Here is a 23,459-nt window from a genome sequence, read left to right on the forward strand (position 1 = left end):
ACTCCACAGGAGGACCCCAGTGGCGAAGGCGAAGTTCGAGCGGACTAAGCCGCACGTCAACATCGGCACCATCGGTCACATTGACCACGGTAAGACGACCCTCACGGCCGCCATTACCAAGGTGCTGCACGACGCGTACCCGGACCTGAACGAGGCCTCGGCCTTCGACCAGATCGACAAGGCTCCCGAGGAGCGCCAGCGCGGTATCACGATCTCGATCGCGCACGTCGAGTACCAGACCGAGTCGCGTCACTACGCCCACGTCGACTGCCCGGGTCACGCGGACTACATCAAGAACATGATCACCGGTGCCGCGCAGATGGACGGCGCCATCCTCGTGGTCGCCGCCACCGACGGCCCGATGCCGCAGACCAAGGAGCACGTGCTCCTGGCCCGCCAGGTCGGCGTTCCGTACATCGTCGTCGCCCTGAACAAGGCCGACATGGTGGACGACGAGGAGATCCTCGAGCTCGTCGAGCTCGAGGTCCGTGAGCTCCTCACCGAGTACGAGTTCCCGGGCGACGACCTGCCGGTCGTCCGCGTCTCGGCGCTCAAGGCGCTCGAGGGCGACAAGGAGTGGGGCGAGAAGCTCCTCGGCCTCATGAAGGCCGTGGACGAGTCCATCCCGCAGCCCGAGCGTGACGTCGACAAGCCGTTCCTGATGCCGATCGAGGACGTCTTCACGATCACCGGTCGTGGCACCGTCGTCACCGGTCGTATCGAGCGTGGTGTCCTCAAGGTCAACGAGACCGTCGACATCATCGGCATCAAGACCGAGAAGACCACCACCACGGTCACCGGCATCGAGATGTTCCGCAAGCTGCTCGACGAGGGCCAGGCCGGTGAGAACGTCGGTCTGCTCCTCCGTGGCATCAAGCGCGAGGACGTCGAGCGCGGCCAGGTCATCATCAAGCCCGGTTCGGTCACCCCGCACACCGAGTTCGAGGCCCAGGCCTACATCCTGTCGAAGGACGAGGGTGGCCGTCACACCCCGTTCTTCAACAACTACCGCCCGCAGTTCTACTTCCGTACCACGGACGTGACCGGCGTCGTGACCCTCCCCGAGGGCACCGAGATGGTCATGCCGGGCGACAACACCTCCATGAGCGTCGCGCTGATCCAGCCCGTCGCCATGGAGGAGGGCCTCAAGTTCGCCATCCGTGAGGGTGGTCGCACCGTCGGCGCCGGCCAGGTCGTCAAGATCACGAAGTAAGGTTCCTCGCGAACGTTACGGTCTGACCTGGTAGCTCGTTGAGCTGCTGCGAGGGCCCCGTACCACTTCGGTGGTACGGGGCCCTCCGCGTTTTCCGGGTATGGGACTGAGATGGGTACGTCGTACGGCGCTGGGTACGGCCCTGGGGGTCGTCGCGGTGCTCGGTGTGCAGGCCGCCGCCAGGGGCGCGGGCGATCATGCCGGAGGTGACGAGCTGCACCGGCTCGCGCTGACCGACCTGGGCGGCGGTGAGGCCGTGCTCACCCGGCGGTCCACCGAGCCCTTCGAGCTGCTCGGCGTGACCTGGACCGATCCGTACGAGGAGCTCGGCGGCCGGATCGAGGTGCGCACCCGGGACGCCGACGACGGCGAGTGGTCCGACTGGATCGCGCTCGAACCGCACCCGGCGGACCTGGACGGCCGGCGCCCGGGCGCGCCCGGCTCCACCGAGCCCGTCTGGGTCGGCGCCTCGGACGGTGCCGAGGTACGGATCAGCGGCGGTGACGGCGATGGCGACGGTGACGGCGGCGTCCCGGGGCGGCTGCCCGCGGGGCTCACGCTGAACATGATCGACCCGGGCGGCGCCGGAGCCACGGCCCTCGACGCCGAGCCGGCCGCCTTCACGGCCGCCGCCCGCACGGACGGCCCGCCCTCCAGTGCCCCGCGCCCGGAGATCGTCTCGCGCGCCGAGTGGGGCGGCGAGGAGATCGAGGAGAAGACGCCGGAGCCGGCGCAGTACCTGCCGGGCGGCCGGATCAAGGCGGCGTTCGTGCACCACACGACGAGCGCGGAGTACGACTGCGCCGAGTCGGCGAGCGTCGTGCGGAGCATCCTCGACTACCACGTGGACGTCGAGAAGTGGCGGGACATCGGCTACAACTTCCTCGTCGACAAGTGCGGCACGGTCTTCGAGGGCCGCAAGGGCGGCATCGACCAGCCGGTCCTCGGCGCCCACACCTACGGCTGGAACACCGAGTCGACGGGCGTCGCCCTCATCGGCGACTTCACCGCGCAGTCCGCGCCGGACGCGGCGCTCGCGGCGGCGGCGCGGGTGATCGCGTACAAGCTGGGGCAGTACGGGGTCGACCCGCGGGGCCGGGTGCGGCTGACGGCCGGCGCGACGCAGAAGAACTACTTCGGCGAGGCGTTCGAGCTCGGGCAGGTCTACGAGTTCAACGCCGTCTCCGGCCACCGCGACGGCTTCGCGACCGAGTGCCCGGGCAACAGCCTGTATCCGCAGCTGCCCGGGATCCGGGACCGCGCGGCCGGCGGCGGGGGAGTCCTCGACCTGCTCGGGTGACGCCGGCACGAGGCGAGTCGGGGGTCAGCGCGGCCGCCACACCCACGGCCGAGCGTCCGCCCCCAACCCGACCACCGTGCCGGCCCCGTACAGCGCCGGATCGCCGGCCGGGACCATCCCCTGGGTACGGACGAAGAGCGTGCGCGCCCGGCGCAGCTGGATCCGGCCGCGCGGATCGCGGCCGAGCAGGACCGGGTCCGGGCCGGGGCCGGGGGCGGCGACGAGGTCGCCGTAGCCGTCGAAGGCGGGCGCCGCACCCTGCGTGGCGCGCAGCCGGCCCTCGGCGGGAGCGCGGTAGAAGACCTGGACGCCGTCCGGGCCCGCCGCCGGGACCGCCGCGACCGGGTCGCCCGCGAGCGGCAGCGGGGCCACGAGACGCCCGTCCACCCAGTGCCGTACGCCCGTCCGGCCTGCCGCGAGCAGATGCACCCGGCCACGCGTGTCGACCAGGGCCGTCAGACCGTCCTGGATCTCCTCCGGAGCCGACAGGTCCCGCCACGGGCCCCAGCCGCCGTCGGCGGCCCGGACGCGGGTGGAGACACCCTTGTCCGCGTTCCGCACGAAGAGGTGGACCCGGCCGTCCGGCGCCGCCACCGCCACCGGCGAACCGATTCGGCGGCCCCGGTCGGCGTCCCGCTCCGGGTTGCCGAGACCCCGCCAGGCGAGGAAGGGCCCGCCGGGGGAGCGCTGCTCCAGGAGCACCAGCTCGCGCCGGTCGGCGCCGCCACGCCCTTCGAGCGCCGCGAACCGCACGCCGAAGAGCAGCAGCCGCCCGTCGCCGAGCACCGCCGAGCCGAGCGCGGGCACCAGCGGCCCGCCGCCCAGGTCCTCTGGCTCGCCCCACACCCCGGAGTGCGGCGCGGTCTCCCGCCAGCGGACCGCGCGCAGGCCCAGCACCCCGTACGCGGCGAGCCGGCCGCCCGGCTCCTCGGTGAGCGCCGGACGGGCACCGGGCCAGCGGTGGTGGGTGGCGCGCACCCAGCCCTTGCGGTTGGTGAGCGGCCGGTCGCCGCCCTGCCCGTAGTCGCCGCAGCCGCCCGGATTGCCGCACTGCCAGGACGGGTCGCCGCCGTACGGGACGAGATGCGCGGCCTTCTCCTTCAGGACCCGCGGCGGCAGGTTCTTGGGCCAGTGGCGGTTGTAGTAGCCGCGGAAGCCGGTCGTCGTGAACGCCGGCACCGGCCCGCCGTCCGCCGTGGCGTCGGCGACCCAGCGCAGCAGCGCCGCCCAGGTGAAGCAGGCGACGGCGGTGTGGTCGCCGTGGTCGGAGTAGCCGGGCTGCTCGCTGTCGCGCTTGGCGGAGGCGATGTCACCGGTCTGGATGTCCGGGTCCGGGTCGAGGGTGTGCACCACGGTCGGCCGGTACGCGGCGAGCAGCCCGGCCAGGACCTCGATCAGCTGCTCGTGGTCGTAGGTGTCGGCGCGGGTGACGGGGGAGCCGGCGGACAGATGCGTGCGCAGCTCCAGGGCCCGGTCCTGCCACAGCGCGGGCACGGCCATGTAGTGGCGCGGGGTGTGCATGGGCAGGTTCAGGAAGACCAGCTCGACCCGGCGTCCGGCGTGCTCCAGGACGTCCAGCTCGGCGTGCCGCCCGCCCGCCAGCGCGATCGTCCGCCGGTCCCAGGCCGTGAACCTGTCCAGTCCGAGCGCCTCCGCGTACGCCTGGCGCAGGCCCTGGTGGCGCGCGGAGGAGTAGGCGGCCTTGTCGGGCTTGGCCTGCGGCATGCCCGGCAGCCCGTTCTTGCCGATGTGCTCGCCCGCGGTCACGTACACGGAGACCAGCGGCACCCCGGCGTCGAGCAGCCGCTGGCTGTCCGGGTTCATGAAGTACAGGTCGTCGTCCGGGTGCGCGGCGAACTGCATGAGCAGTGCCCGGCGGCCCGTCGCTATCGGCCGGCCCGGCGCCGGATCGGCGGACCGGGTGGTCCGCGGCGGCTGGGGTACGGAGCATCCGGCGACGGCCGCGAGGGCCGCTCCCGCGAGCACGGTGCGCCGCGCCACTCTTCTGCTGTCCACCGGTCCTGTGTCCCCCGTGTGCGTGTTCCGTGCCGAGCTCGTGCGCCTGGCTAGACGGATTTTCGGGGTCAGGGGTTCAACCCGCTGCGGAGGCTCCGCCGAGCGGCACCGTGGCACGCACCCGCATGGGCTCGTCGCCGCGCCTGGCCAGCAGCACCAGCTCGTCCACGCGGACGCTCGCCGTCCCCAACAGGTCCGCGCACTCGGCGGCGAGGGCGGCGGGCGTACGGGAGCGGCCGAGGGACAGGTGCGGGGTGAAGGCCCGGGTGTCGACGCAGAGCGGGAAGCGCTCCTCCAGCGCCTCCCGCATCCGCAGCCAGGGCTCGTTCCCCGCCGCGGCCGGGTCGAGCCACACCGTGGCGTCCGTGCGGTGCCGGAACCAGCGCACGCCCTGCAGCCGGGCCCGGAACGGCTCCACGGTCCGCAGCGCGGCCGCGACCAGCGGGATCGCCTGCAGGAACGCGGACTCGGGCACGAACCCGTACACCACGTTGACGTGCGGCGGCCAGCGCCGGATCTGCCGGTCGTGCACCCGCCGGATGTCCTGGATCGCCGGCCACAGCCAGTCCGGCGGCAGCCAGGCGACGGCGGTCCGGTACGTCGGCGCCGCGGCGAGCACGTCGGCGTGCACCCGGCCCGCCGCCGACTCGTCGAGCCGGTCGACATGCGCCGCCCGGTCCCAGACGACCTCTCCGTCCGCCTCGAAGAACACCACCCGGTGCCACGGGATCTCGCCGCCGGGCACGAAGTCGACCAGATCCACGCGGGTCGGCCCGGCGCCGCCGCGCTCGGCGATCCCCATGACGAAGCGCTCGGCGTCGAGGCGCGGATCCCAGAGCACCCGGTGGTAGACCTCGTCGCTGGTGCGCATACTCCGGGTCTGCCCGGATTCGACCGGTCACGAACTGATCAAGAGCTCTGACCTGCGTTTTCCGCCCGTCCGGCGGTGTGAGAGCGTCCGCTTCGCAGTACGCGGTACGCAGCACAGGGGTGGGACGCGACATGAGTGACAAGCCGTCGGACAAGCCGTCGGTCTCCGACGAGGAATGGGCCTCGTTCGTCGAGAGCGCGCGCGAGCAGGGCCTCGGCACGGAGGAGCAGTCGAAGGCGCTGCGCAAGGTCAAGCCGAAGAAGCCGCCGAAGCCGCCGAGGCCGGCGAAGGCGCCCAAGGCGCCGAAGCGCCAGGAACCGGCGGGCTGGCGCACCGGCCCGGCCTGGCAGGAGATGAACGGCCGCGCCGCCCGCAAGCGCAGGCTCAAGGGGGTCCTGGGCATCGCCCTGGCGGCCGCGGTGGCGATCGTCGCCGTACGCCCGCAGCTGGTCACCGGCGTGCTGCCGGACGGCGTGACCTCGGCGCTCCCGAGCAGCTGGACCGACCACCCCGGTGACACCACCCCCCTCGCCGCCGAGACCGCCCGCCCCACGGCCGCGCCGGACGAGGTCGACCCGGACCGCCCGACCCTGAAGGAACCCTTCAAGGGCTCCCCGGCCCTGCGCTGGGCGGACGGCGCGGCGGGCATCGAACTGCCGGAGGCGAAGGCGACGGGCTGGATGTCGAAGAAGCAGGTCGCGGACGCCCTGAAGCTCTCCAAGGAGTTCCTGGTCGAGGCGAACCTGGACCCGGCGGTGCTCAAGGGCGGCAGGCCGAGCGCGGCGCTGAAGCTGATCGACCCGAAGTACGGGACCGTGCGGTCCGAGCTGGAACAGGCGCTGGCCCGGCCCACGGAGAAGCACGACCCCACGATCGCCTTCAGCCGGTTCGACCCGTCCGAGGTGCGGGTCGTGGGCTCCGTCGTGAAGACCCGGGGGCGGATGAGCGTGGAGAAGGGCACGGGCAAGGACAGCGGGCAGGTGCTCGTCCACACCGACTACACCTTCGTGTACCCCGTCGTGAAGGCGCGGCCGGGCGCCGACGCGGTGGAGCGGTCGATCATCCGTCGCGAGCTCACGTTCTCGTTCGCCGACCCGGCGAGGTTCCGCGTCACCCCGGGCAAGCTGGGCGTGACCGACTGGGACGCGCAGTTCGGCAACAACGACTGCGGGCGTCCGGGCAACGGTTTCCTCCGGCCCACCTTCGACGAGGACCGCGCCGCGCTGCCGCAGCCGAGCCAGTCGGGCCCGGCGGTCGACCCGTACGACCGGAGCAAGGCCCTCGACGAGCTGCCGCGCGAGTGCGGCACCGTCACGCGCAGCTGACGCCGCGCCCCCAGCCGGACCCTGTGTGTACCCCACCGTGACGTGGGGTACAGTCTTCGCCCCGATTGGCGGCCACTAGCCCCCGTATGGCAGACTAACGGGGTTGCTCGGTTGAGTGCCGATGCTGCGCGCCTCCCGCCGGGAGGACTGGAAGCGAGTCCCACAGTACTCGTCGCCCCTGCTCAGGGGCGGACGTACGGGAATCTTCCGGGAAGTGTCAGCGGGGTACCAGCCAGGCGCCCGGTGGGTGTTCCACCCCCGGCTTCGCGGGTTTTCAGGGCCCGTACCCCCTTGGTTGGGAAATCCTTCGGGAGTTCTTCGTAGAGGGAGTGCGACACGCCCGACCGCGTGGGTCGGAGGAGGAGTCGGTAGAACCCCCGGGTTCCAGAGCGTTTTACGAGACAAAGGACTACTGAGTAGCCATGGCGGGACAGAAGATCCGCATCCGGCTCAAGGCCTACGACCACGAGGTCATCGACTCCTCGGCGAAGAAGATCGTCGAGACGGTGACCCGCACTGGTGCGTCGGTCGCGGGCCCGGTGCCGCTGCCCACTGAGAAGAACGTGTACTGCGTCATCAAGTCGCCGCACAAGTACAAGGACTCGCGCGAGCACTTCGAGATGCGCACGCACAAGCGCCTCATCGACATCCTCGACCCCACGCCGAAGACGGTTGACTCGCTCATGCGCCTCGACCTGCCGGCTGGTGTCGACATCGAGATCAAGCTCTGAGGTGACGCGCGAGATGGCTAAGAACATCAAGGGCATCCTGGGCGAGAAGCTCGGCATGACGCAGGTCTGGGACGAGAACAACCGGGTCGTCCCGGTGACCGTCGTCAAGGCCGGCCCGAATGTCGTGACCCAGGTGCGTACGAACGACGTCGACGGCTACGAGTCGGTCCAGATCGCCTTCGGCGAGATCGACCCGCGCAAGGTGAACAAGCCCCTCAAGGGCCACTTCGCCAAGGCCGACGTCACCCCGCGCCGTCACCTCGTCGAGATCCGTACCGCTGACGCCAGCGAGTACACCCTCGGCCAGGAGATCACCGCCGAGGTCTTCGAGGCGGGCATCAAGGTCGACGTGACCGGCAAGAGCAAGGGCAAGGGCTTCGCCGGTGTCATGAAGCGCCACAACTTCCGTGGTGGCAAGGCTTCCCACGGTGCCCACCGCGTGCACCGCAAGCCCGGTTCGATCGGTGGCTGCGCCACCCCGGGCCGCGTCTTCAAGGGCATGCGCATGGCCGGCCGCATGGGCAACGAGCGCGTGACCACCCAGAACCTGACCGTTCACGCCGTTGACGCGGAGAAGGGCCTGCTGCTCATCAAGGGCGCGGTTCCTGGTCCGAACGGCGGCCTCGTCCTGGTCCGCACCGCGGCCAAGGGGGCCTGAGGATATGAGCACCATTGACATTCTGTCGCCCTCCGGCGACAAGACCGGGACCGTCGAGCTCCCGGCCGAGATCTTCGACGCCAAGATCAGCGTTCCGCTGATCCACCAGGTCGTCGTCGCGCAGCTTGCGGCTGCCCGCCAGGGCACCCACAAGACCAAGACGCGTGGCGAGGTCCGCGGTGGTGGCAAGAAGCCTTACCGCCAGAAGGGCACCGGCCGCGCCCGCCAGGGTTCGACCCGCGCCCCGCAGTTCGCCGGTGGTGGCGTCGTGCACGGTCCCGTGCCGCGTGACTACTCGCAGCGGACCCCGAAGAAGATGAAGGCCGCCGCCCTCCGCGGTGCCCTCTCCGACCGGGCGAACCACTCCCGTATCCACGTCGTCTCCGGCGTGGTCGAGGGTGGCGTCTCCACCAAGGCCGCCAAGACGCTGTTCGGCAAGATCTCGGAGCGCAAGAACCTGCTCCTGGTCGCCGAGCGCACCGACGAGGCCGCGTGGCTGTCCGCCCGCAACCTGCCCCAGGTGCACATCCTGGAGCCGGGCCAGCTGAACACGTACGACGTGATGCGCTCTGACGACGTGGTCTTCACCCAGGCCGCGTTCGAGTCCTTCGTGTCTGGCCCCAAGGCCGCTGACAACGAGGGGAACGAAGCCTGATGGCCGAGATCACCAGCAAGACCTTCACGGACCCGCGCGACATCCTCGTCAAGCCGGTTGTCTCCGAGAAGAGCTACGCGCTGCTCGACGAGAACAAGTACACGTTCATCGTCGCGCCCACCGCCAACAAGACCCAGATCAAGCAGGCCGTCGAGGCGGTCTTCTCGGTCAAGGTCGCCGGGGTCAACACGATCAACCGCCAGGGCAAGCGCAAGCGCACCCGCACCGGTTTCGGCAAGCGCGCCAACACCAAGCGCGCCATCGTGACCCTTGCTGAGGGCAACCGAATCGACATCTTCGGCGGCCCGGCCGCCTAAGGGCGGTCGAGTCGTCCGATATCGGACGAGGACTGAGAAATGGGTATCCGCAAGTACAAGCCGACTACGCCGGGCCGTCGTGGCGCCTCCGTAGCCGACTTCGTCGAGATCACGCGGTCCACGCCGGAGAAGTCGCTGGTCCGCCCGCTGCACAGCAAGGGTGGCCGTAACAACACCGGTCGTGTGACCGTCCGTCACCAGGGCGGTGGCCACAAGCGCGCCTACCGTGTGATCGACTTCCGTCGTCACGACAAGGACGGCGTGCCGGCCAAGGTCGCTCACATCGAGTACGACCCCAACCGCACCGCGCGCATCGCGCTGCTCCACTACGCGGACGGCGAGAAGCGCTACATCATCGCCCCGCGTGGTCTCTCGCAGGGCGACCGGGTTGAGAACGGCCCCACGGCCGACATCAAGCCCGGCAACAACCTGGCCCTCCGCAACATCCCGGTCGGTACCACGATCCACGCGATCGAGCTCCGTCCCGGCGGTGGCGCCAAGTTCGCCCGCTCCGCAGGTGCCTCCGTGCAGCTGCTCGCGAAGGAGGGCACCATGGCCCACCTCCGCATGCCTTCCGGCGAGATCCGTCTGGTCGACGCCCGCTGCCGCGCCACCATCGGTGAGGTCGGCAACGCCGAGCAGTCGAACATCAACTGGGGTAAGGCCGGCCGCAAGCGCTGGCTGGGCGTTCGCCCGACCGTTCGCGGTGTGGCGATGAACCCGGTTGACCACCCGCACGGTGGTGGTGAGGGCAAGACCTCCGGTGGTCGTCACCCGGTCTCCCCGTGGGGTCAGAAGGAGGGTCGTACTCGTTCGCCGAAGAAGGCTTCGAACAAGTACATCGTCCGCCGCCGCAAGACGAACAAGAAGCGCTAGGAGCGGGTTTAGATGCCGCGCAGTCTCAAGAAGGGACCCTTCGTCGACGGCCACCTCATCAAGAAGGTGGACGCCCAGAACGAAGCCGGTACCAAGAACGTCATCAAGACCTGGTCCCGTCGCTCCATGATCATCCCGGCGATGCTCGGGCACACGATCGCGGTGCACAACGGCAAGACCCACGTCCCGGTGTTCGTCACCGAGTCGATGGTCGGCCACAAGCTCGGCGAGTTCTCGCCGACGCGCACCTTCCGGGGTCACGTCAAGGAAGACCGGAAGTCGAAGCGCCGCTAGTAGCGGATCGCATTCAGATTCGTAAGTAACTGAGAGGGACAACCATGGAAGCCAGGGCCCAGGCGCGGTACATCCGCGTTACGCCCATGAAGGCCCGCCGCGTGGTGGACCTTATCCGTGGCATGGATGCCACGGAGGCTCAGGCTGTTCTGCGATTCGCTCCGCAGGCAGCCTCCGTGCCGGTCGGCAAGGTGCTCGACAGCGCCATCGCCAACGCCGCGCACAACTACGACCACACGGACGCCTCTTCGCTGTTCATCAGCGAGGCGTTCGTCGACGAGGGTCCGACCCTGAAGCGGTTCCGTCCGCGTGCCCAGGGCCGTGCCTACCGGATCCGCAAGCGGACCAGCCACATCACCGTGGTCGTCAGCAGCAAGGAAGGAACCCGGTAATGGGCCAGAAGGTTAACCCGCATGGGTTCCGGCTCGGCATCACCACGGACTTCAAGTCCCGCTGGTACGCCGACAAGCTGTACAAGGACTACGTCAAGGAAGACGTCGCCATCCGCCGGATGCTGACGTCCGGCATGGAGCGCGCCGGCATCTCGAAGGTTGAGATCGAGCGCACCCGCGACCGCGTCCGCGTTGACATCCACACCGCTCGCCCGGGCATTGTCATCGGTCGCCGTGGCGCCGAGGCCGACAAGATCCGTGGCCAGCTGGAGAAGCTGACCGGCAAGCAGGTCCAGCTGAACATCCTCGAGGTCAAGAACCCCGAGGTCGACGCTCAGCTGGTGGCCCAGGCCGTCGCCGAGCAGCTGTCCTCCCGCGTCTCCTTCCGTCGGGCCATGCGCAAGAGCATGCAGTCCGCCATGAAGGCCGGCGCCAAGGGCATCAAGATCCAGTGTGGTGGCCGTCTCGGCGGCGCCGAGATGTCCCGCTCGGAGTTCTACCGCGAGGGCCGTGTGCCGCTGCACACGCTCCGCGCGAACGTCGAGTACGGCTTCTTCGAGGCCAAGACGACCTTCGGCCGCATCGGCGTGAAGGTCTGGATCTACAAGGGCGACGTCAAGAACATCGCCGAGGTCCGCGCCGAGAACGCTGCTGCCCGCGCCGGCAACCGCCCGGCCCGTGGTGGCGCTGACCGCCCGGCCCGTGGTGGCCGCGGTGGCGAGCGTGGCGGTCGCGGTCGCAAGCCGCAGCAGGCTCCCGCTGCCGAGGCCCCCAAGGCCGACGCCGCCGCCGCTCCGGCTGCTGAGAGCACCGGAACGGAGGCCTGACCGAAATGCTGATCCCCCGTAGGGTCAAGCACCGCAAGCAGCACCACCCGAAGCGCAACGGTATGTCCAAGGGTGGCACGCAGGTTGCGTTCGGCGAGTACGGCATTCAGGCCCTCACCCCGGCCTACGTGACCAACCGCCAGATCGAGGCCGCGCGTATCGCGATGACCCGCCACATCAAGCGTGGCGGCAAGGTCTGGATCAACATCTACCCGGACCGTCCGCTCACGAAGAAGCCTGCCGAGACCCGCATGGGTTCCGGTAAGGGTTCCCCGGAGTGGTGGATCGCGAACGTCAAGCCCGGTCGGGTGATGTTCGAGCTGTCCTACCCGAACGAGAAGATCGCGCGTGAGGCTCTGACTCGTGCGGCTCACAAGCTGCCGATGAAGTGCAAGATCGTTAAGCGCGAGGCAGGTGAGCTGTGATGTCGGCCGGTACCAAGGCGTCCGAGCTGCGCGAGCTGGGCAACGAGGAGCTTGTTGGCAAGCTCCGCGAGGCCAAGGAAGAGCTGTTCAACCTCCGCTTCCAGGCGGCGACGGGCCAGCTCGAGAACCACGGTCGGCTCAAGTCCGTCCGTAAGGACATCGCCCGGATCTACACCCTGATGCGTGAGCGCGAGCTGGGCATCGAGACGGTGGAGAACGCCTGATGAGCGAGAACAACGTGACTGAGAAGACCGAGCGCAACGCCCGCAAGGTCCGTGAGGGCCTCGTCGTCAGCGACAAGATGGACAAGACCGTCGTCGTCGCTGTCGAGGACCGCGTCAAGCACGCGCTGTACGGCAAGGTCATCCGCCGTACGAACAAGCTCAAGGCTCACGACGAGCAGAACCAGGCCGGCGTCGGCGACCGCGTCCTCCTCATGGAGACCCGGAAGCTCTCGGCGTCCAAGCACTGGCGCGTCGTCGAGATCCTCGAGAAGGCCAAGTAATCCCTCCTAGGGGGACCCCCTAGGAACAGTTCCGCCAGGCTCGGTGGGGTCCGCTGATCGACCAGCGGCCCCCACCGGGAACCGGCAGACAATCAGGAGATAGACGTGATCCAGCAGGAGTCGCGACTTCGCGTCGCCGACAACACTGGTGCCAAGGAGATCCTTTGCATCCGTGTTCTCGGTGGTTCGGGTCGCCGCTACGCGGGCATCGGTGACGTCATCGTCGCCACCGTCAAGGACGCGATCCCCGGTGGCAACGTGAAGAAGGGTGACGTCGTCAAGGCGGTCATCGTTCGCACCGTCAAGGAGCGCCGCCGCCAGGACGGCTCGTACATCCGCTTCGACGAGAACGCCGCCGTCATTCTGAAGAACGACGGCGACCCTCGCGGCACCCGCATCTTCGGCCCGGTCGGCCGTGAGCTGCGCGAGAAGAAGTTCATGAAGATCATCTCGCTCGCGCCGGAGGTGCTGTAAGCATGAAGATCAAGAAGGGCGACCTGGTACAGGTCATCACCGGCAAGGACAAGGGCAAGCAGGGCAAGGTCATCGCGGCCATGCCGGCTGAGAACCGCGTCCTCGTCGAGGGTGTCAACCGGGTCAAGAAGCACACCAAGGCCGGCCCCAACCAGGCCGGCGGCATCGTGACGACCGAGGCTCCGGTCCACGTCTCCAACGTCCAGCTGGTCGTGGAGAAGGACGGCAAGAAGGTCGTCACGCGTGTCGGTTACCGCTTCGACGACGAGGGCAACAAGATCCGCGTTGCCAAGCGGACGGGTGAGGACATCTGATGGCTACCACCACTCCGCGTCTCAAGACGAAGTACCGCGAGGAGATCGCGGGCAAGCTGCGTGACGAGTTCAAGTACGAGAACGTCATGCAGATCCCCGGCCTCGTGAAGATCGTGGTCAACATGGGTGTCGGCGACGCCGCCCGTGACTCGAAGCTGATCGAGGGCGCGATCCGCGACCTCACCACGATCACCGGTCAGAAGCCGGCCGTCACCAAGGCCCGCAAGTCCATCGCGCAGTTCAAGCTGCGTGAGGGTCAGCCGATCGGTGCCCACGTCACGCTCCGTGGCGACCGCATGTGGGAGTTCCTGGACCGCACCCTGTCGCTCGCGCTCCCGCGCATCCGCGACTTCCGCGGCCTGTCCCCGAAGCAGTTCGACGGCCGTGGCAACTACACCTTCGGTCTCACGGAGCAGGTCATGTTCCACGAGATCGACCAGGACAAGATCGACCGCGTCCGGGGTATGGACATCACCGTGGTCACCACGGCGACCAACGACGACGAGGGCCGTGCCCTTCTGCGTCACCTCGGCTTCCCGTTCAAGGAGGCGTAAGCGAGATGGCGAAGAAGGCTCTCATCGCGAAGGCTGCCCGCAAGCCCAAGTTCGGTGTGCGTGCGTACACGCGCTGCCAGCGCTGCGGCCGCCCTCACTCCGTGTACCGCAAGTTCGGCCTCTGCCGCGTGTGCCTTCGTGAGATGGCTCACCGTGGCGAGCTGCCGGGCGTGACCAAGAGCTCCTGGTAATTCCCCCGCGCCCCCTGGGCGTTGGGAATGACCGGAGTCTCTCGGTAAGCATTGGGTTGGCGGAGGCTCTTCCCCGCATGCCGTAGGCTTGCAGGGTTGGGCGTCCGCCGCCCTTACGACTTACTACGCCGTAGGTCCACCGCACCGCACCCGCCCCGTCTCGGATCGGGGAGAGGGATGGTGCACCAGGAAACCCCGGCGAGAGAGGCCGAAGGCCAATTCATGACCATGACTGATCCGATCGCAGACATGCTCACGCGTCTGCGTAACGCGAACTCGGCGTACCACGACACCGTGACGATGCCGCACAGCAAGATCAAGTCGCACATCGCGGAAATCCTCCAGCAGGAGGGCTTCATCACCGGCTGGAAGGTCGAGGACGCCGAGGTCGGCAAGAACCTCGTTCTCGACCTGAAGTTCGGTCCGAACCGTGAGCGCTCCATCGCGGGCATCAAGCGGATCTCGAAGCCGGGCCTCCGGGTTTACGCGAAGTCCACCAACCTGCCGAAGGTTCTCGGCGGCCTGGGCGTGGCGATCATCTCCACGTCCCACGGTCTCCTGACCGGCCAGCAGGCGCAGAAGAAGGGCGTGGGTGGGGAAGTCCTCGCCTACGTCTGGTAGTCGGGAACGGAGGAAAAGCTATGTCTCGCATTGGCAAGCTCCCCATCCCGGTTCCCGCCGGCGTGGACGTCACCATCGAGGGCCGCACGGTCACCGTCAAGGGCTCCAAGGGCTCGCTGACGCACACCGTCGCCGCTCCGATCGAGATCGTTAAGGGCGAGGACGGCGTTCTGAACGTCACCCGTCCGAACGACGAGCGTCAGAACAAGGCCCTGCACGGCCTGTCCCGCACGCTGGTGGCCAACATGATCACCGGTGTGACCCAGGGGTACACGAAGGCGCTCGAGATCAGCGGTGTCGGTTACCGCGTGGCCGCGAAGGGCTCCAACCTGGAGTTCCAGCTCGGCTACAGCCACCCGATCCTGGTGGAGGCCCCCGAGGGCATCTCCTTCAAGGTCGAGTCGCCGACCAAGTTCTCGGTCGAGGGCATCGACAAGCAGAAGGTCGGCGAGGTCGCCGCCAACATCCGCAAGCTGCGGAAGCCCGACCCGTACAAGGCCAAGGGTGTCAAGTACGCGGGCGAGGTCATCCGCCGCAAGGTCGGAAAGGCTGGTAAGTAAGCCATGGCATACGGTGTCAAGATCGCCAAGGGCGACGCTTACAAGCGCGCTGCGAAGGCGCGCCGTCACCTGCGCATCCGCAAGAACGTGTCGGGTACGGCGGAGCGTCCGCGCCTCGTCGTGACGCGCTCGAACCGCGGTATCACCGCGCAGGTCATCGACGACCTGAAGGGTCACACCGTCGCGTCGGCGTCCCACCTGGACGCTTCGATCCGCGGTGGCGAGGGCTCGAAGTCCTCGCAGGCCCAGCAGGTCGGCGCCCTGGTCGCCGAGCGCGCCAAGGCCGCCGGTGTCGAGGCCGTCGTGTTCGACCGTGGTGGCAACAGGTACGCCGGGCGCATTGCCGCTCTGGCTGACGCCGCCCGCGAAGCCGGGCTGAAGTTCTAAGCCCCGGTTCCGGGACTAACGGACGTAACAGAGAGAGGTATTCCAATGGCTGGACCCCAGCGCCGCGGTAGCGGTGCCGGTGGCGGCGAGCGGCGGGACCGGAAGGGCCGCGACGGTGGCGCTGCCGCCGCCGAGAAGACCGCGTACGTTGAGCGCGTTGTCGCGATCAACCGCGTCGCCAAGGTTGTGAAGGGTGGTCGTCGCTTCAGCTTCACCGCGCTGGTCGTGGTGGGCGACGGTGACGGCACCGTGGGTGTCGGTTACGGCAAGGCCAAGGAGGTGCCGGCCGCCATCGCCAAGGGTGTTGAGGAGGCCAAGAAGCACTTCTTCAAGGTCCCCCGTATCCAGGGCACCATCCCGCACCCGATCCAGGGTGAGAAGGCCGCGGGCGTCGTCCTGCTCAAGCCGGCTTCCCCCGGTACCGGTGTTATCGCCGGTGGCCCGGTGCGCGCCGTGCTCGAGTGCGCCGGCGTTCACGACATCCTGTCGAAGTCGCTCGGCTCCGACAACGCGATCAACATCGTGCACGCGACCGTGGCGGCCCTGAAGGGCCTGCAGCGTCCCGAGGAGATCGCGGCCCGCCGCGGTCTGCCGCTCGAGGACGTCGCCCCCGCGGCTCTCCTTCGTGCGCGTGCTGGGGCGGGTGCGTAATGGCTCGCCTCAAGATCACGCAGACGAAGTCGTACATCGGCAGCAAGCAGAACCACCGCGACACCCTGCGTTCGCTCGGGCTCAAGCGCCTGAACGACGTGGTCGTCAAGGAGGACCGCCCCGAGTTCCGCGGCATGGTGCACACCGTCCGCCACCTCGTGACGGTTGAGGAGGTCGACTGATCATGGCGGAGAACAACCCGCTCAAGATCCACAACCTCCGTCCCGCCCCGGGCGCCAAGACCGCCAAGACCCGTGTTGGTCGTGGTGAGGCGTCGAAGGGTAAGACGGCCGGTCGTGGTACCAAGGGCACGAAGGCCCGCTACCAGGTTCCGGAGCGCTTCGAGGGTGGCCAGATGCCGCTCCACATGCGCCTCCCGAAGCTGAAGGGCTTCAAGAACCCGTTCCGCACCGAGTACCAGGTCGTGAACCTGGACAAGCTGGCCGCGCTCTACCCGCAGGGTGGCGAGGTCACGGTGGCCGACCTGGTCGCCAAGGGTGCTGTTCGTAAGAACCAGCTCGTCAAGGTCCTGGGCCAGGGCGAGGTCTCCGTGGCGCTGCAGGTGACGGTCGACGCCGTCTCCGGCTCCGCCAAGGAGAAGATCGCCGCCGCCGGCGGCACCGTCACCGAGCTCGTCTGAGACGACTCGATGGCCTGAACATCCGACCGGGGATGCCTCTCAAAAGGGGCATCCCCGGTTGGTCGTTCCTAGGGGACCTATGTCGCCGGTAAGGTGGCGTCCACTGTCTAGAGTGCGTGCGGTATGCCCGTGGGTGCTCGGACCGATCACTACCCAGTCGAACCTCAAGACCGTCACCTCTGACGCACGTGCGCGGGGGTCGCAGGAGGCACCGTGCTCACCGCGTTCGCCCGGGCGTTCAAGACGCCCGACCTGCGCAAGAAGCTGCTCTTCACGCTCGGCATCATCGTGCTGTACCGGGTCGGGGCACACATCCCCGTCCCCGGCGTCAGCTACGAGGCCGTCCAGCAGTGTGTGGATCAGGCGAGGCAGGGCAGCAACAGCCTGTTCGGCCTGGTCAACATGTTCAGTGGCGGGGCGCTGCTGCAGATCACCATCTTCGCGCTCGGCATCATGCCGTACATCACGGCGAGCATCATCCTGCAGCTGCTGACCGTCGTGATCCCGCGCCTGGAGAACCTCAAGAAGGAGGGCCAGGCGGGCACCGCCAAGATCACGCAGTACACGCGTTATCTGACCGTGGCCCTCGCCATCCTCCAGGGCACCGGCCTCGTCGCCACCGCCCGCAGCGGCGCGCTGTTCAGCGGTTGCACCGTCGCGAGCCAGGTCGTGCCGGACCAGTCGATCTTCACCACCGCCGTCATGGTCATCACCATGACCGCCGGCACCGGCGTCGTGATGTGGCTCGGCGAGCTCATCACCGACCGCGGCATCGGCAACGGCATGTCGATCCTCATGTTCATCTCGATCGCGGCCGGCTTCCCGGGCGCCCTGTGGGCCATCAAGACGAGCGGCAAGCTCGCCAAGGGCTGGATCGAGTTCGGCACCGTCATCCTCATCGGCTTCGTGATGGTGGCCCTCGTCGTCTTCGTCGAGCAGGCCCAGCGCCGCATCCCGGTGCAGTACGCGAAGCGCATGATCGGCCGCAGGTCGTACGGCGGTACGTCCACCTACATCCCGTTGAAGGTGAACCAGGCGGGTGTGATTCCTGTCATCTTCGCCTCGTCGCTGCTCTACATCCCGGCGCTCATCGCGCAGTTCTCGAACTCGACCGCGGGGTGGAAGACCTGGATCGAAGCCCACTTCGTCAAGGGTGACCACCCGTATTACATCGCCGCCTACTTCCTTCTGATCGTCTTCTTCGCCTTCTTCTACGTGGCTATCTCGTTCAACCCCGAGGAAGTCGCCGACAACATGAAGAAGTATGGTGGCTTCATCCCGGGTATCCGGGCTGGTCGACCTACTGCCGAGTACCTGAGCTACGTGCTCAACCGGATCACTTGGCCGGGCTCGCTGTATCTGGGTCTGATCGCTCTCGTGCCGACGATGGCGTTGGCAGGCTTCGGTGGCGCCAACCAGAACTTCCCGTTCGGTGGCACCAGCATCCTCATCATCGTGGGTGTGGGTCTGGAGACCGTGAAGCAGATCGAGAGCCAGCTCCAGCAGCGCAATTACGAAGGGTTCCTCCGCTGATGCGAATCGTCCTCGTCGGACCGCCCGGGGCCGGCAAGGGAACGCAGGCCGCGTTTCTTGCCAAGAACCTGGACATCCCGCACATCTCCACGGGTGACCTGTTCCGTGCGAACATCTCGCAGGGCACGGAGCTGGGCCTCGCGGCGAAGGGTTACATGGACCGGGGCGAGCTCGTCCCGGACGAGGTGACCATCGGGATGGCCAAGGACCGGATGGAGCAGCCGGACGCCGTCAAGGGCTTCCTGCTCGACGGGTTCCCGCGCAACGTGGCCCAGGCCGAGGCGCTGGACGCCGCCCTCAAGGAGGACGGCATGCAGCTGGACGCGGTCCTGGACCTGGAGGTCCCCGAGGACGAGGTCGTGAAGCGGATCGCGGGTCGCCGCATCTGCCGCAACGACTCGGCGCACGTCTTCCATGTGACGTACAACGCCCCGAAGACCGCGGGCGTCTGCGACGTCTGCGGCGGCGAGCTCTTCCAGCGCCCGGACGACTCCGAGGAGACGGTCCGCACGCGCCTGGAGGTCTACCACACGCAGACCGAGCCGATCATCGACTACTACAAGAAGCAGGGGCTCGTCGCGACGATCTCCGCTCTCGGCAAGGTGGACGAGGTCACGGCGCGGGCGATGGACGCGCTGAAGAAGTAACCCAAGATCGCTGCGATACGGCCGCGGTGCCCGGGACGGGCGCCGCGGCCGTATCGTTGTTCCGACCCCTGTAGTCGACAGAAAGGCCGCGGCCGAGATGGTGCAGATCAAGACCCCCGAGCAGATCGCGAAGATGCGCGAGGCGGGGCTGGTCGTCGCGGCCATCCACGCGGCCACCCGCGAGGTCGCGGTGCCGGGCGCCACGACGAAGGACCTCGACGAGGTCGCGCGCAAGGTGATCGCCGACCACGGGGCGAAGTCGAACTTCCTCGGGTACGGGGGCTTCCCCGCGACCATCTGCACCTCGGTGAACGAGGTCGTCGTCCACGGCATCCCGGACGACAAGACCGTCCTGAAGGACGGCGACATCATCTCCATCGACGCCGGCGCGATCGTCGACGGCTGGCACGGCGACGCCGCGTACACCTGTTTCGTCGGCACCGGTCACGCGCCGGAGCTGATCGAGCTCTCCCGGGTGACCGAGGAGTCGATGTGGGCGGGCATCGCGGCCATGAAGCTCGGTGCGCGGCTCGTCGACATCTCGAAGGCGATCGAGACGTACATCAAGCGCCAGCCGCGCCCGGCCGTGGGCGACCACAGCCTGGGCCGCTACGGCATCATCGAGGACTACGGCGGCCACGGCATCGGCACCGAGATGCACATGGACCCGCACCTCCTGAACTACGTCTCCCGCAAGCGCGGCAAGGGCCCGAAGCTGGTCCCCGGCTTCTGCCTCGCGATCGAGCCGATGATCTCGCTGGGCACCCCGCAGACCGAGGTCCTCGCCGACGACTGGACGGTCATCACCACCGACGGCACCTGGTCCTCCCACTGGGAGCACAGCGTGGCGCTGACGGAGGAGGGCCCGCTGGTCCTCACGGCGGTCGACGGCGGCAAGGCGAAGCTGGCGGAAATGGGCATCACGGCGGCCCCGGACCCGCTGGCGTAGTCGCCGCCATCCGCCGCGGCGGCCCCTCCGCCGGGGCGCGCGGCCACGCCGGACCCGCTGGCGTAAGGGCGGGCCGGGCCTTCGGGTCCGGCTGCGTAACGATCTTCTACGGTGGGCAAACTCCCCGGATTCGTCTTTTCACGGGGCCTGACGTAGACTGATGCGTCGGCTCTCGTGTACCCGTGTGTCCTCACCCGGAGGCGAGAGTCGATCAAGGTAGCCGATTCGAAGGGCGAAGCGTGGCCAAGAAGCAAGGTGCCATCGAGATCGAGGGCACCGTGATCGAGTCCCTGCCGAACGCCATGTTCAAGGTGGAGCTCCAGAACGGTCACAAGGTCCTCGCGCACATCTCCGGCAAGATGCGGATGCACTACATCCGAATCCTCCCGGACGACCGGGTCGTCGTGGAGCTGTCTCCGTACGACCTGACGCGTGGCCGGATCGTCTACCGGTACAAGTAGATCTTGCTCGCACCCCGCCGTTCCGCGCGGGGGGTGGCACTGACCCGGAGAACCTCACATCCCATGAAGGTCAAGCCGAGCGTCAAGAAGATCTGCGACAAGTGCAAGGTGATCCGCCGTCACGGCCGGGTCATGGTCATCTGCGACAACCTGCGCCACAAGCAGCGCCAGGGCTGACGCACGCCGACCGACCTGCATATCGCAGTTCTTCGCGCGACGCATAGCAACACGTACATACGCAGAGCCCGTCCGGCCGTGTTCCACGGCTGACGACACCTCCGGCGGGGGCCGGGGACCCGACCTGTACCTCATACGGCAGCCGGGAGCGGTTCTGCAGCAGACCCCCGAGAACACAGGAGCCATTGAATGGCACGCGTTTCCGGTGTTGACATCCCGCGCGAAAAGCGTGTGGTGGTCGCACTCACCTACGTCTTCGGTATCGGGCGCACCCGGTCCGAGGAGATCCTCGCCGCTACCGGCGTGAACCCGTCCACCCGTGTCCGCGACCTTGCCGAGGAAGACCTCGTCAAGATCCGCGAGTACGTGGACGCCAACCTCCAGACCGAGGGTGACCTCCGCCGTGAGATCGCGGCCGACATCCGCCGCAAGGTCGAGATCGGCTGCTACCAGGGTCTGCGCCACCGTCGTGGCCTGCCCGTCCGCGGTCAGCGCACCAGCACGAACGCTCGTACCCGCAAGGGCCCGCGTCGCGCCATCGCCGGCAAGAAGAAGCCGGGCAAGAAGTAGTCCTCAGCGGACACTGCGGTCTTTCGGGGGGCGACCCCCGAACCCCCGCGTTTCCAACGGTCTTCGCTGCAGGACCGACCACCTCCCGTAGGAGTTATAGATGCCCCCCAAGGGTCGTCAGGGCGCTGCCAAGAAGGTGCGCCGCAAGGAAAAGAAGAACGTCGCTCACGGCCACGCGCACATCAAGAGCACGTTCAACAACACGATCGTCTCGATCACGGACCCGTCCGGCAACGTGATCTCCTGGGCCTCCGCCGGCCACGTCGGCTTCAAGGGCTCGCGCAAGTCCACCCCCTTCGCCGCGCAGATGGCCGCCGAGTCGGCCGCCCGCCGCGCGCAGGAGCACGGCATGCGCAAGGTCGACGTCTTCGTCAAGGGTCCCGGCTCCGGCCGTGAGACCGCGATCCGCTCCCTCCAGGCCACCGGCCTCGAGGTCGGCTCGATCCAGGACGTCACCCCCACCCCGCACAACGGCTGCCGTCCGCCGAAGCGCCGCCGCGTCTGACGTAGCGGGCGCACCTGTGCGTCTTTGAGTGTCCGGGCGGTACGACCCTGCAAAGGGACGTGCCGCCCGTACCCTTGGCAGTACCTCGCAGTACCTGTCGGACGTCAAATAGTGGGCGTCCACAAACGAAGGAAACGAAGACATGCTTATCGCTCAGCGTCCTTCGCTGACCGAAGAGGTCGTCGACGAGTTCCGTTCCCGGTTCGTCATCGAGCCGCTGGAGCCGGGCTTCGGCTACACCCTCGGCAACTCGCTCCGCCGCACGCTCCTCTCGTCGATCCCCGGCGCTGCTGTCACCAGCATCCGCATCGACGGTGTCCTGCACGAGTTCACCACCGTGCCGGGCGTCAAGGAGGACGTCACCGACCTCATCCTGAACATCAAGCAGCTGGTCGTCTCCTCGGAGCACGACGAGCCGGTCGTGATGTACCTGCGCAAGCAGGGCCCGGGTCTGGTCACCGCCGCCGACATCGCCCCGCCGGCCGGTGTCGAGGTGCACAACCCCGACCTGGTCCTCGCCACGCTCAACGGCAAGGGCAAGCTGGAGATGGAGCTGACCGTCGAGCGCGGTCGCGGCTACGTCTCCGCCGTCCAGAACAAGCAGGTGGGCCAGGAGATCGGCCGTATCCCGGTCGACTCCATCTACTCGCCGGTTCTCAAGGTCACCTACAAGGTCGAGGCGACCCGAGTCGAGCAGCGCACCGACTTCGACAAGCTCATCGTCGACGTCGAGACCAAGCAGGCCATGCGCCCGCGTGACGCCATGGCGTCCGCCGGCAAGACCCTGGTCGAGCTGTTCGGTCTCGCCCGCGAGCTGAACATCGACGCCGAGGGCATCGACATGGGTCCGTCCCCGACGGACGCCGCCCTGGCCGCCGACCTGGCGCTGCCGATCGAGGAGCTGGAGCTCACGGTCCGCTCCTACAACTGCCTCAAGCGCGAGGGCATCCACTCCGTGGGTGAGCTCGTCGCCCGCTCCGAGGCCGACCTGCTCGACATCCGCAACTTCGGTGCGAAGTCGATCGACGAGGTCAAGGCGAAGCTGGCCGGCATGGGCCTGGCCCTCAAGGACAGCCCGCCCGGGTTCGACCCGACCGCCGCCGCCGACGCGTTCGGCGCGGACGACGACGCCGACGCCGGCTTCGTCGAGACCGAGCAGTACTAAGACCATCGGCTGCGGCCGGTCGCGCCCGCGCGGCCCGGCCGCAGATCGATACCACCCCGCGCCCCTTCGGGGGCGCGGGTCTCCGACAGGCGACCGCCTGCTCGGATACTGACACCGGTACCTGATACGGCCGGTGCAGATCTCAAGGAGAAACACCATGCCGCGTCCCGCGAAGGGTGCCCGCCTCGGCGGTTCCGCCGCGCACGAGAAGCTGCTCCTCGCCAACCTGGCGAAGTCGCTCTTCGAGCACGGCCGCATCACCACCACCGAGGCCAAGGCCCGTCGCCTGCGTCCGGTCGCCGAGCGCCTGATCACCAAGGCGAAGAAGGGCGACATCCACAACCGTCGCCTGGTGCTGCAGACGATCACGGACAAGGGCGTCGTCCACACGCTCTTCACCGAGATCGCCCCGCGCTACTCGGAGCGTCCGGGTGGTTACACCCGTATCACCAAGATCGGCAACCGTCGTGGCGACAACGCCCCGATGGCCGTGATCGAGCTCGTCGAGGGCGAGATCGCCAAGAAGGCGACCGTCGCCGAGGCCGAGGCCGCCACCAAGCGCGCCGTCAAGGAGGCCGACGAGGCCGCCGCGGTCGAGGAGACCAAGGCCGAGGACGCGCAGGACGCCTGAGCGTTCTGACGATCTCGTCTCGTG

The 23,459-nt window shown here is 68.2% G+C and carries 35 protein-coding genes; 33 read left to right on the plus strand and 2 right to left on the minus strand.

The annotated features are described in order from the left end of the window. Positions 1–19: 19 nt before the first annotated feature. Positions 20–1,213 (plus strand): elongation factor Tu, encoded by a 1,194-nt coding sequence (tuf, locus tag ACWEV0_RS08900; RefSeq protein WP_365754583.1) that lies wholly within the window; start codon positions 20–22, stop codon positions 1,211–1,213. Positions 1,214–1,313: 100 nt separating this feature from the next. After that, positions 1,314–2,513 (plus strand): N-acetylmuramoyl-L-alanine amidase, encoded by a 1,200-nt coding sequence (locus ACWEV0_RS08905; protein ID WP_453147745.1) that lies wholly within the window; start codon positions 1,314–1,316, stop codon positions 2,511–2,513. 24 nt (positions 2,514–2,537) lie between these two features. On the opposite strand, the gene ACWEV0_RS08910 is transcribed toward ACWEV0_RS08905, so the two are convergent. Next, positions 2,538–4,529, minus strand: coding sequence for a PIG-L family deacetylase (locus tag ACWEV0_RS08910; protein ID WP_453147746.1), 1,992 nt, complete (start codon positions 4,527–4,529; stop codon positions 2,538–2,540). A gap of 76 nt (positions 4,530–4,605) precedes the next feature. Continuing rightward, complete coding sequence (locus tag ACWEV0_RS08915; RefSeq protein ID WP_453147748.1) at positions 4,606–5,400, minus strand: RNA repair domain-containing protein; 795 nt, start codon at positions 5,398–5,400, stop codon at positions 4,606–4,608. A gap of 131 nt (positions 5,401–5,531) precedes the next feature. Between ACWEV0_RS08915 and ACWEV0_RS08920 the strand changes: the two genes are divergently transcribed. The 31 genes from ACWEV0_RS08920 to rplQ all read left to right on the plus strand — a co-directional run bounded on the left by ACWEV0_RS08920 (position 5,532) and on the right by rplQ (position 23,435). Beyond that, positions 5,532–6,725 (plus strand): hypothetical protein, encoded by a 1,194-nt coding sequence (locus ACWEV0_RS08920; protein ID WP_453147750.1) that lies wholly within the window; start codon positions 5,532–5,534, stop codon positions 6,723–6,725. 422 nt (positions 6,726–7,147) lie between these two features. Beyond that, complete coding sequence (gene rpsJ, locus ACWEV0_RS08925) at positions 7,148–7,456, plus strand: 30S ribosomal protein S10 (RefSeq protein ID WP_003948644.1); 309 nt, start codon at positions 7,148–7,150, stop codon at positions 7,454–7,456. A 13-nt stretch (positions 7,457–7,469) separates the two neighbouring features. Further along, positions 7,470–8,114, plus strand: a complete 645-nt coding sequence (rplC, locus tag ACWEV0_RS08930) for a 50S ribosomal protein L3 (RefSeq protein ID WP_189948240.1) — start codon at positions 7,470–7,472, stop codon at positions 8,112–8,114. Between the two features lie 4 nt (positions 8,115–8,118). Beyond that, positions 8,119–8,769, plus strand: coding sequence for a 50S ribosomal protein L4 (gene rplD, locus ACWEV0_RS08935; RefSeq protein WP_403795454.1), 651 nt, complete (start codon positions 8,119–8,121; stop codon positions 8,767–8,769). Further along, positions 8,769–9,086 (plus strand): 50S ribosomal protein L23, encoded by a 318-nt coding sequence (gene rplW / locus ACWEV0_RS08940; RefSeq protein ID WP_403795456.1) that lies wholly within the window; start codon positions 8,769–8,771, stop codon positions 9,084–9,086. Before rplD ends, rplW begins: the two co-directional genes overlap by 1 nt. A 39-nt stretch (positions 9,087–9,125) precedes the next feature. After that, positions 9,126–9,962, plus strand: coding sequence for a 50S ribosomal protein L2 (gene rplB, locus ACWEV0_RS08945; RefSeq protein ID WP_282694360.1), 837 nt, complete (start codon positions 9,126–9,128; stop codon positions 9,960–9,962). Positions 9,963–9,974: 12 nt separating this feature from the next. Continuing rightward, positions 9,975–10,256, plus strand: coding sequence for a 30S ribosomal protein S19 (rpsS, locus tag ACWEV0_RS08950; protein ID WP_030759378.1), 282 nt, complete (start codon positions 9,975–9,977; stop codon positions 10,254–10,256). 44 nt (positions 10,257–10,300) lie between these two features. Next, positions 10,301–10,648 (plus strand): 50S ribosomal protein L22, encoded by a 348-nt coding sequence (gene rplV / locus ACWEV0_RS08955; RefSeq protein WP_030359020.1) that lies wholly within the window; start codon positions 10,301–10,303, stop codon positions 10,646–10,648. Continuing rightward, on the plus strand, positions 10,648–11,475 hold the full coding sequence (gene rpsC / locus ACWEV0_RS08960; RefSeq protein ID WP_128985132.1) for a 30S ribosomal protein S3: 828 nt from the start codon (positions 10,648–10,650) through the stop codon (positions 11,473–11,475). The genes rplV and rpsC overlap by 1 nt, the downstream gene beginning before the upstream one ends. Positions 11,476–11,480: 5 nt before the next feature. Beyond that, on the plus strand, positions 11,481–11,900 hold the full coding sequence (gene rplP, locus ACWEV0_RS08965; RefSeq protein WP_030494257.1) for a 50S ribosomal protein L16: 420 nt from the start codon (positions 11,481–11,483) through the stop codon (positions 11,898–11,900). Beyond that, positions 11,900–12,124 (plus strand): 50S ribosomal protein L29, encoded by a 225-nt coding sequence (rpmC, locus tag ACWEV0_RS08970; protein WP_265864047.1) that lies wholly within the window; start codon positions 11,900–11,902, stop codon positions 12,122–12,124. Before rplP ends, rpmC begins: the two co-directional genes overlap by 1 nt. After that, complete coding sequence (gene rpsQ, locus ACWEV0_RS08975) at positions 12,124–12,405, plus strand: 30S ribosomal protein S17 (protein ID WP_386863973.1); 282 nt, start codon at positions 12,124–12,126, stop codon at positions 12,403–12,405. The genes rpmC and rpsQ overlap by 1 nt, the downstream gene beginning before the upstream one ends. Positions 12,406–12,510: 105 nt before the next feature. Beyond that, positions 12,511–12,879, plus strand: coding sequence for a 50S ribosomal protein L14 (gene rplN / locus ACWEV0_RS08980; RefSeq protein ID WP_003956455.1), 369 nt, complete (start codon positions 12,511–12,513; stop codon positions 12,877–12,879). A gap of 2 nt (positions 12,880–12,881) precedes the next feature. After that, the gene (gene rplX, locus ACWEV0_RS08985) at positions 12,882–13,193 is read left to right on the plus strand and encodes a 50S ribosomal protein L24 (RefSeq protein WP_030494259.1); all 312 of its coding nucleotides are present in this window, start codon (positions 12,882–12,884) and stop codon (positions 13,191–13,193) included. After that, positions 13,190–13,747 (plus strand): 50S ribosomal protein L5, encoded by a 558-nt coding sequence (gene rplE / locus ACWEV0_RS08990; protein ID WP_265864084.1) that lies wholly within the window; start codon positions 13,190–13,192, stop codon positions 13,745–13,747. Before rplX ends, rplE begins: the two co-directional genes overlap by 4 nt. A gap of 5 nt (positions 13,748–13,752) precedes the next feature. Then, the gene (locus ACWEV0_RS08995) at positions 13,753–13,938 is read left to right on the plus strand and encodes a type Z 30S ribosomal protein S14 (RefSeq protein ID WP_003956452.1); all 186 of its coding nucleotides are present in this window, start codon (positions 13,753–13,755) and stop codon (positions 13,936–13,938) included. A gap of 222 nt (positions 13,939–14,160) precedes the next feature. Continuing rightward, positions 14,161–14,559 (plus strand): 30S ribosomal protein S8, encoded by a 399-nt coding sequence (gene rpsH / locus ACWEV0_RS09000; RefSeq protein WP_132912404.1) that lies wholly within the window; start codon positions 14,161–14,163, stop codon positions 14,557–14,559. 20 nt (positions 14,560–14,579) lie between these two features. Next, a complete protein-coding gene (rplF, locus tag ACWEV0_RS09005) occupies positions 14,580–15,119 on the plus strand; it encodes a 50S ribosomal protein L6 (RefSeq protein WP_265864050.1) in 540 nt (179 codons plus the stop codon). Between the two features lie 3 nt (positions 15,120–15,122). Then, the gene (rplR, locus tag ACWEV0_RS09010; protein ID WP_030759358.1) at positions 15,123–15,506 is read left to right on the plus strand and encodes a 50S ribosomal protein L18; all 384 of its coding nucleotides are present in this window, start codon (positions 15,123–15,125) and stop codon (positions 15,504–15,506) included. A gap of 45 nt (positions 15,507–15,551) precedes the next feature. Then, positions 15,552–16,157, plus strand: a complete 606-nt coding sequence (rpsE, locus tag ACWEV0_RS09015) for a 30S ribosomal protein S5 (protein WP_005313527.1) — start codon at positions 15,552–15,554, stop codon at positions 16,155–16,157. Continuing rightward, positions 16,157–16,339 carry a 50S ribosomal protein L30 gene (gene rpmD / locus ACWEV0_RS09020; protein WP_005313525.1) on the plus strand — a complete coding sequence of 61 codons (183 nt, stop codon included), beginning with the start codon at positions 16,157–16,159 and terminating at the stop codon, positions 16,337–16,339. Before rpsE ends, rpmD begins: the two co-directional genes overlap by 1 nt. A 2-nt stretch (positions 16,340–16,341) precedes the next feature. After that, complete coding sequence (gene rplO, locus ACWEV0_RS09025) at positions 16,342–16,797, plus strand: 50S ribosomal protein L15 (protein WP_169088488.1); 456 nt, start codon at positions 16,342–16,344, stop codon at positions 16,795–16,797. Between the two features lie 213 nt (positions 16,798–17,010). Beyond that, a complete protein-coding gene (gene secY, locus ACWEV0_RS09030; protein ID WP_453147756.1) occupies positions 17,011–18,330 on the plus strand; it encodes a preprotein translocase subunit SecY in 1,320 nt (439 codons plus the stop codon). After that, positions 18,330–18,977 (plus strand): adenylate kinase, encoded by a 648-nt coding sequence (locus tag ACWEV0_RS09035; RefSeq protein ID WP_453147758.1) that lies wholly within the window; start codon positions 18,330–18,332, stop codon positions 18,975–18,977. The genes secY and ACWEV0_RS09035 overlap by 1 nt, the downstream gene beginning before the upstream one ends. 97 nt (positions 18,978–19,074) lie before the next feature. Then, on the plus strand, positions 19,075–19,926 hold the full coding sequence (map, locus tag ACWEV0_RS09040; protein WP_453147759.1) for a type I methionyl aminopeptidase: 852 nt from the start codon (positions 19,075–19,077) through the stop codon (positions 19,924–19,926). Positions 19,927–20,165: 239 nt separating this feature from the next. Beyond that, positions 20,166–20,387, plus strand: a complete 222-nt coding sequence (infA, locus tag ACWEV0_RS09045; protein ID WP_003956442.1) for a translation initiation factor IF-1 — start codon at positions 20,166–20,168, stop codon at positions 20,385–20,387. Positions 20,388–20,450: 63 nt separating this feature from the next. After that, positions 20,451–20,564, plus strand: coding sequence for a 50S ribosomal protein L36 (rpmJ, locus tag ACWEV0_RS09050; RefSeq protein WP_003956441.1), 114 nt, complete (start codon positions 20,451–20,453; stop codon positions 20,562–20,564). Between the two features lie 189 nt (positions 20,565–20,753). After that, entirely contained in the window at positions 20,754–21,134 is a 381-nt protein-coding gene (rpsM, locus tag ACWEV0_RS09055) for a 30S ribosomal protein S13 (RefSeq protein ID WP_015035595.1), read from the plus strand. 100 nt (positions 21,135–21,234) lie between these two features. Then, the gene (gene rpsK, locus ACWEV0_RS09060) at positions 21,235–21,639 is read left to right on the plus strand and encodes a 30S ribosomal protein S11 (protein WP_003956432.1); all 405 of its coding nucleotides are present in this window, start codon (positions 21,235–21,237) and stop codon (positions 21,637–21,639) included. A 142-nt stretch (positions 21,640–21,781) separates the two neighbouring features. Further along, positions 21,782–22,804: a DNA-directed RNA polymerase subunit alpha gene (locus tag ACWEV0_RS09065; RefSeq protein ID WP_003966937.1), complete on the plus strand. Its 1,023-nt coding sequence runs from the start codon at positions 21,782–21,784 to the stop codon at positions 22,802–22,804. A gap of 157 nt (positions 22,805–22,961) precedes the next feature. Next, positions 22,962–23,435 carry a 50S ribosomal protein L17 gene (rplQ, locus tag ACWEV0_RS09070; protein ID WP_453147761.1) on the plus strand — a complete coding sequence of 158 codons (474 nt, stop codon included), beginning with the start codon at positions 22,962–22,964 and terminating at the stop codon, positions 23,433–23,435. Positions 23,436–23,459: the final 24 nt, after the last annotated feature.

It is taken from the genome of Streptomyces sp. NPDC003943, assembly GCF_053605265.1.

What these genes read in the sequence shown, in the direction of transcription:
- rplC (WP_189948240.1), top strand. Translation starts at nt 7,470, where the DNA reads ATGGCTAAGAACATCAAGGGCATCCTGGGCGAGAAGCTCGGCATGACG.
- rpsK (WP_003956432.1), top strand. Translation starts at nt 21,235, where the DNA reads ATGCCCCCCAAGGGTCGTCAGGGCGCTGCCAAGAAGGTGCGCCGCAAG.
- rpmD (WP_005313525.1), top strand. Translation starts at nt 16,157, where the DNA reads ATGGCTCGCCTCAAGATCACGCAGACGAAGTCGTACATCGGCAGCAAG.
- rpsS (WP_030759378.1), top strand. Translation starts at nt 9,975, where the DNA reads ATGCCGCGCAGTCTCAAGAAGGGACCCTTCGTCGACGGCCACCTCATC.
- rpsQ (WP_386863973.1), top strand. Translation starts at nt 12,124, where the DNA reads ATGAGCGAGAACAACGTGACTGAGAAGACCGAGCGCAACGCCCGCAAG.
- rplR (WP_030759358.1), top strand. Translation starts at nt 15,123, where the DNA reads ATGGCATACGGTGTCAAGATCGCCAAGGGCGACGCTTACAAGCGCGCT.
- rplD (WP_403795454.1), top strand. Translation starts at nt 8,119, where the DNA reads ATGAGCACCATTGACATTCTGTCGCCCTCCGGCGACAAGACCGGGACC.
- ACWEV0_RS09035 (WP_453147758.1), top strand. Translation starts at nt 18,330, where the DNA reads ATGCGAATCGTCCTCGTCGGACCGCCCGGGGCCGGCAAGGGAACGCAG.
- ACWEV0_RS08905 (WP_453147745.1), top strand. Translation starts at nt 1,314, where the DNA reads ATGGGACTGAGATGGGTACGTCGTACGGCGCTGGGTACGGCCCTGGGG.
- ACWEV0_RS08915 (WP_453147748.1), bottom strand. Translation starts at nt 5,400, where the DNA reads ATGCGCACCAGCGACGAGGTCTACCACCGGGTGCTCTGGGATCCGCGC.
- rplF (WP_265864050.1), top strand. Translation starts at nt 14,580, where the DNA reads ATGTCTCGCATTGGCAAGCTCCCCATCCCGGTTCCCGCCGGCGTGGAC.
- rpsJ (WP_003948644.1), top strand. Translation starts at nt 7,148, where the DNA reads ATGGCGGGACAGAAGATCCGCATCCGGCTCAAGGCCTACGACCACGAG.
- rplX (WP_030494259.1), top strand. Translation starts at nt 12,882, where the DNA reads ATGAAGATCAAGAAGGGCGACCTGGTACAGGTCATCACCGGCAAGGAC.
- rplW (WP_403795456.1), top strand. Translation starts at nt 8,769, where the DNA reads ATGGCCGAGATCACCAGCAAGACCTTCACGGACCCGCGCGACATCCTC.
- rplP (WP_030494257.1), top strand. Translation starts at nt 11,481, where the DNA reads ATGCTGATCCCCCGTAGGGTCAAGCACCGCAAGCAGCACCACCCGAAG.
- rpsH (WP_132912404.1), top strand. Translation starts at nt 14,161, where the DNA reads ATGACCATGACTGATCCGATCGCAGACATGCTCACGCGTCTGCGTAAC.
- rplB (WP_282694360.1), top strand. Translation starts at nt 9,126, where the DNA reads ATGGGTATCCGCAAGTACAAGCCGACTACGCCGGGCCGTCGTGGCGCC.
- map (WP_453147759.1), top strand. Translation starts at nt 19,075, where the DNA reads ATGGTGCAGATCAAGACCCCCGAGCAGATCGCGAAGATGCGCGAGGCG.
- rpmC (WP_265864047.1), top strand. Translation starts at nt 11,900, where the DNA reads ATGTCGGCCGGTACCAAGGCGTCCGAGCTGCGCGAGCTGGGCAACGAG.
- rpmJ (WP_003956441.1), top strand. Translation starts at nt 20,451, where the DNA reads ATGAAGGTCAAGCCGAGCGTCAAGAAGATCTGCGACAAGTGCAAGGTG.
- ACWEV0_RS08920 (WP_453147750.1), top strand. Translation starts at nt 5,532, where the DNA reads ATGAGTGACAAGCCGTCGGACAAGCCGTCGGTCTCCGACGAGGAATGG.
- rplO (WP_169088488.1), top strand. Translation starts at nt 16,342, where the DNA reads ATGGCGGAGAACAACCCGCTCAAGATCCACAACCTCCGTCCCGCCCCG.
- rplQ (WP_453147761.1), top strand. Translation starts at nt 22,962, where the DNA reads ATGCCGCGTCCCGCGAAGGGTGCCCGCCTCGGCGGTTCCGCCGCGCAC.
- rpsM (WP_015035595.1), top strand. Translation starts at nt 20,754, where the DNA reads ATGGCACGCGTTTCCGGTGTTGACATCCCGCGCGAAAAGCGTGTGGTG.
- ACWEV0_RS09065 (WP_003966937.1), top strand. Translation starts at nt 21,782, where the DNA reads ATGCTTATCGCTCAGCGTCCTTCGCTGACCGAAGAGGTCGTCGACGAG.
- rplV (WP_030359020.1), top strand. Translation starts at nt 10,301, where the DNA reads ATGGAAGCCAGGGCCCAGGCGCGGTACATCCGCGTTACGCCCATGAAG.
- rpsE (WP_005313527.1), top strand. Translation starts at nt 15,552, where the DNA reads ATGGCTGGACCCCAGCGCCGCGGTAGCGGTGCCGGTGGCGGCGAGCGG.
- ACWEV0_RS08995 (WP_003956452.1), top strand. Translation starts at nt 13,753, where the DNA reads ATGGCGAAGAAGGCTCTCATCGCGAAGGCTGCCCGCAAGCCCAAGTTC.
- rpsC (WP_128985132.1), top strand. Translation starts at nt 10,648, where the DNA reads ATGGGCCAGAAGGTTAACCCGCATGGGTTCCGGCTCGGCATCACCACG.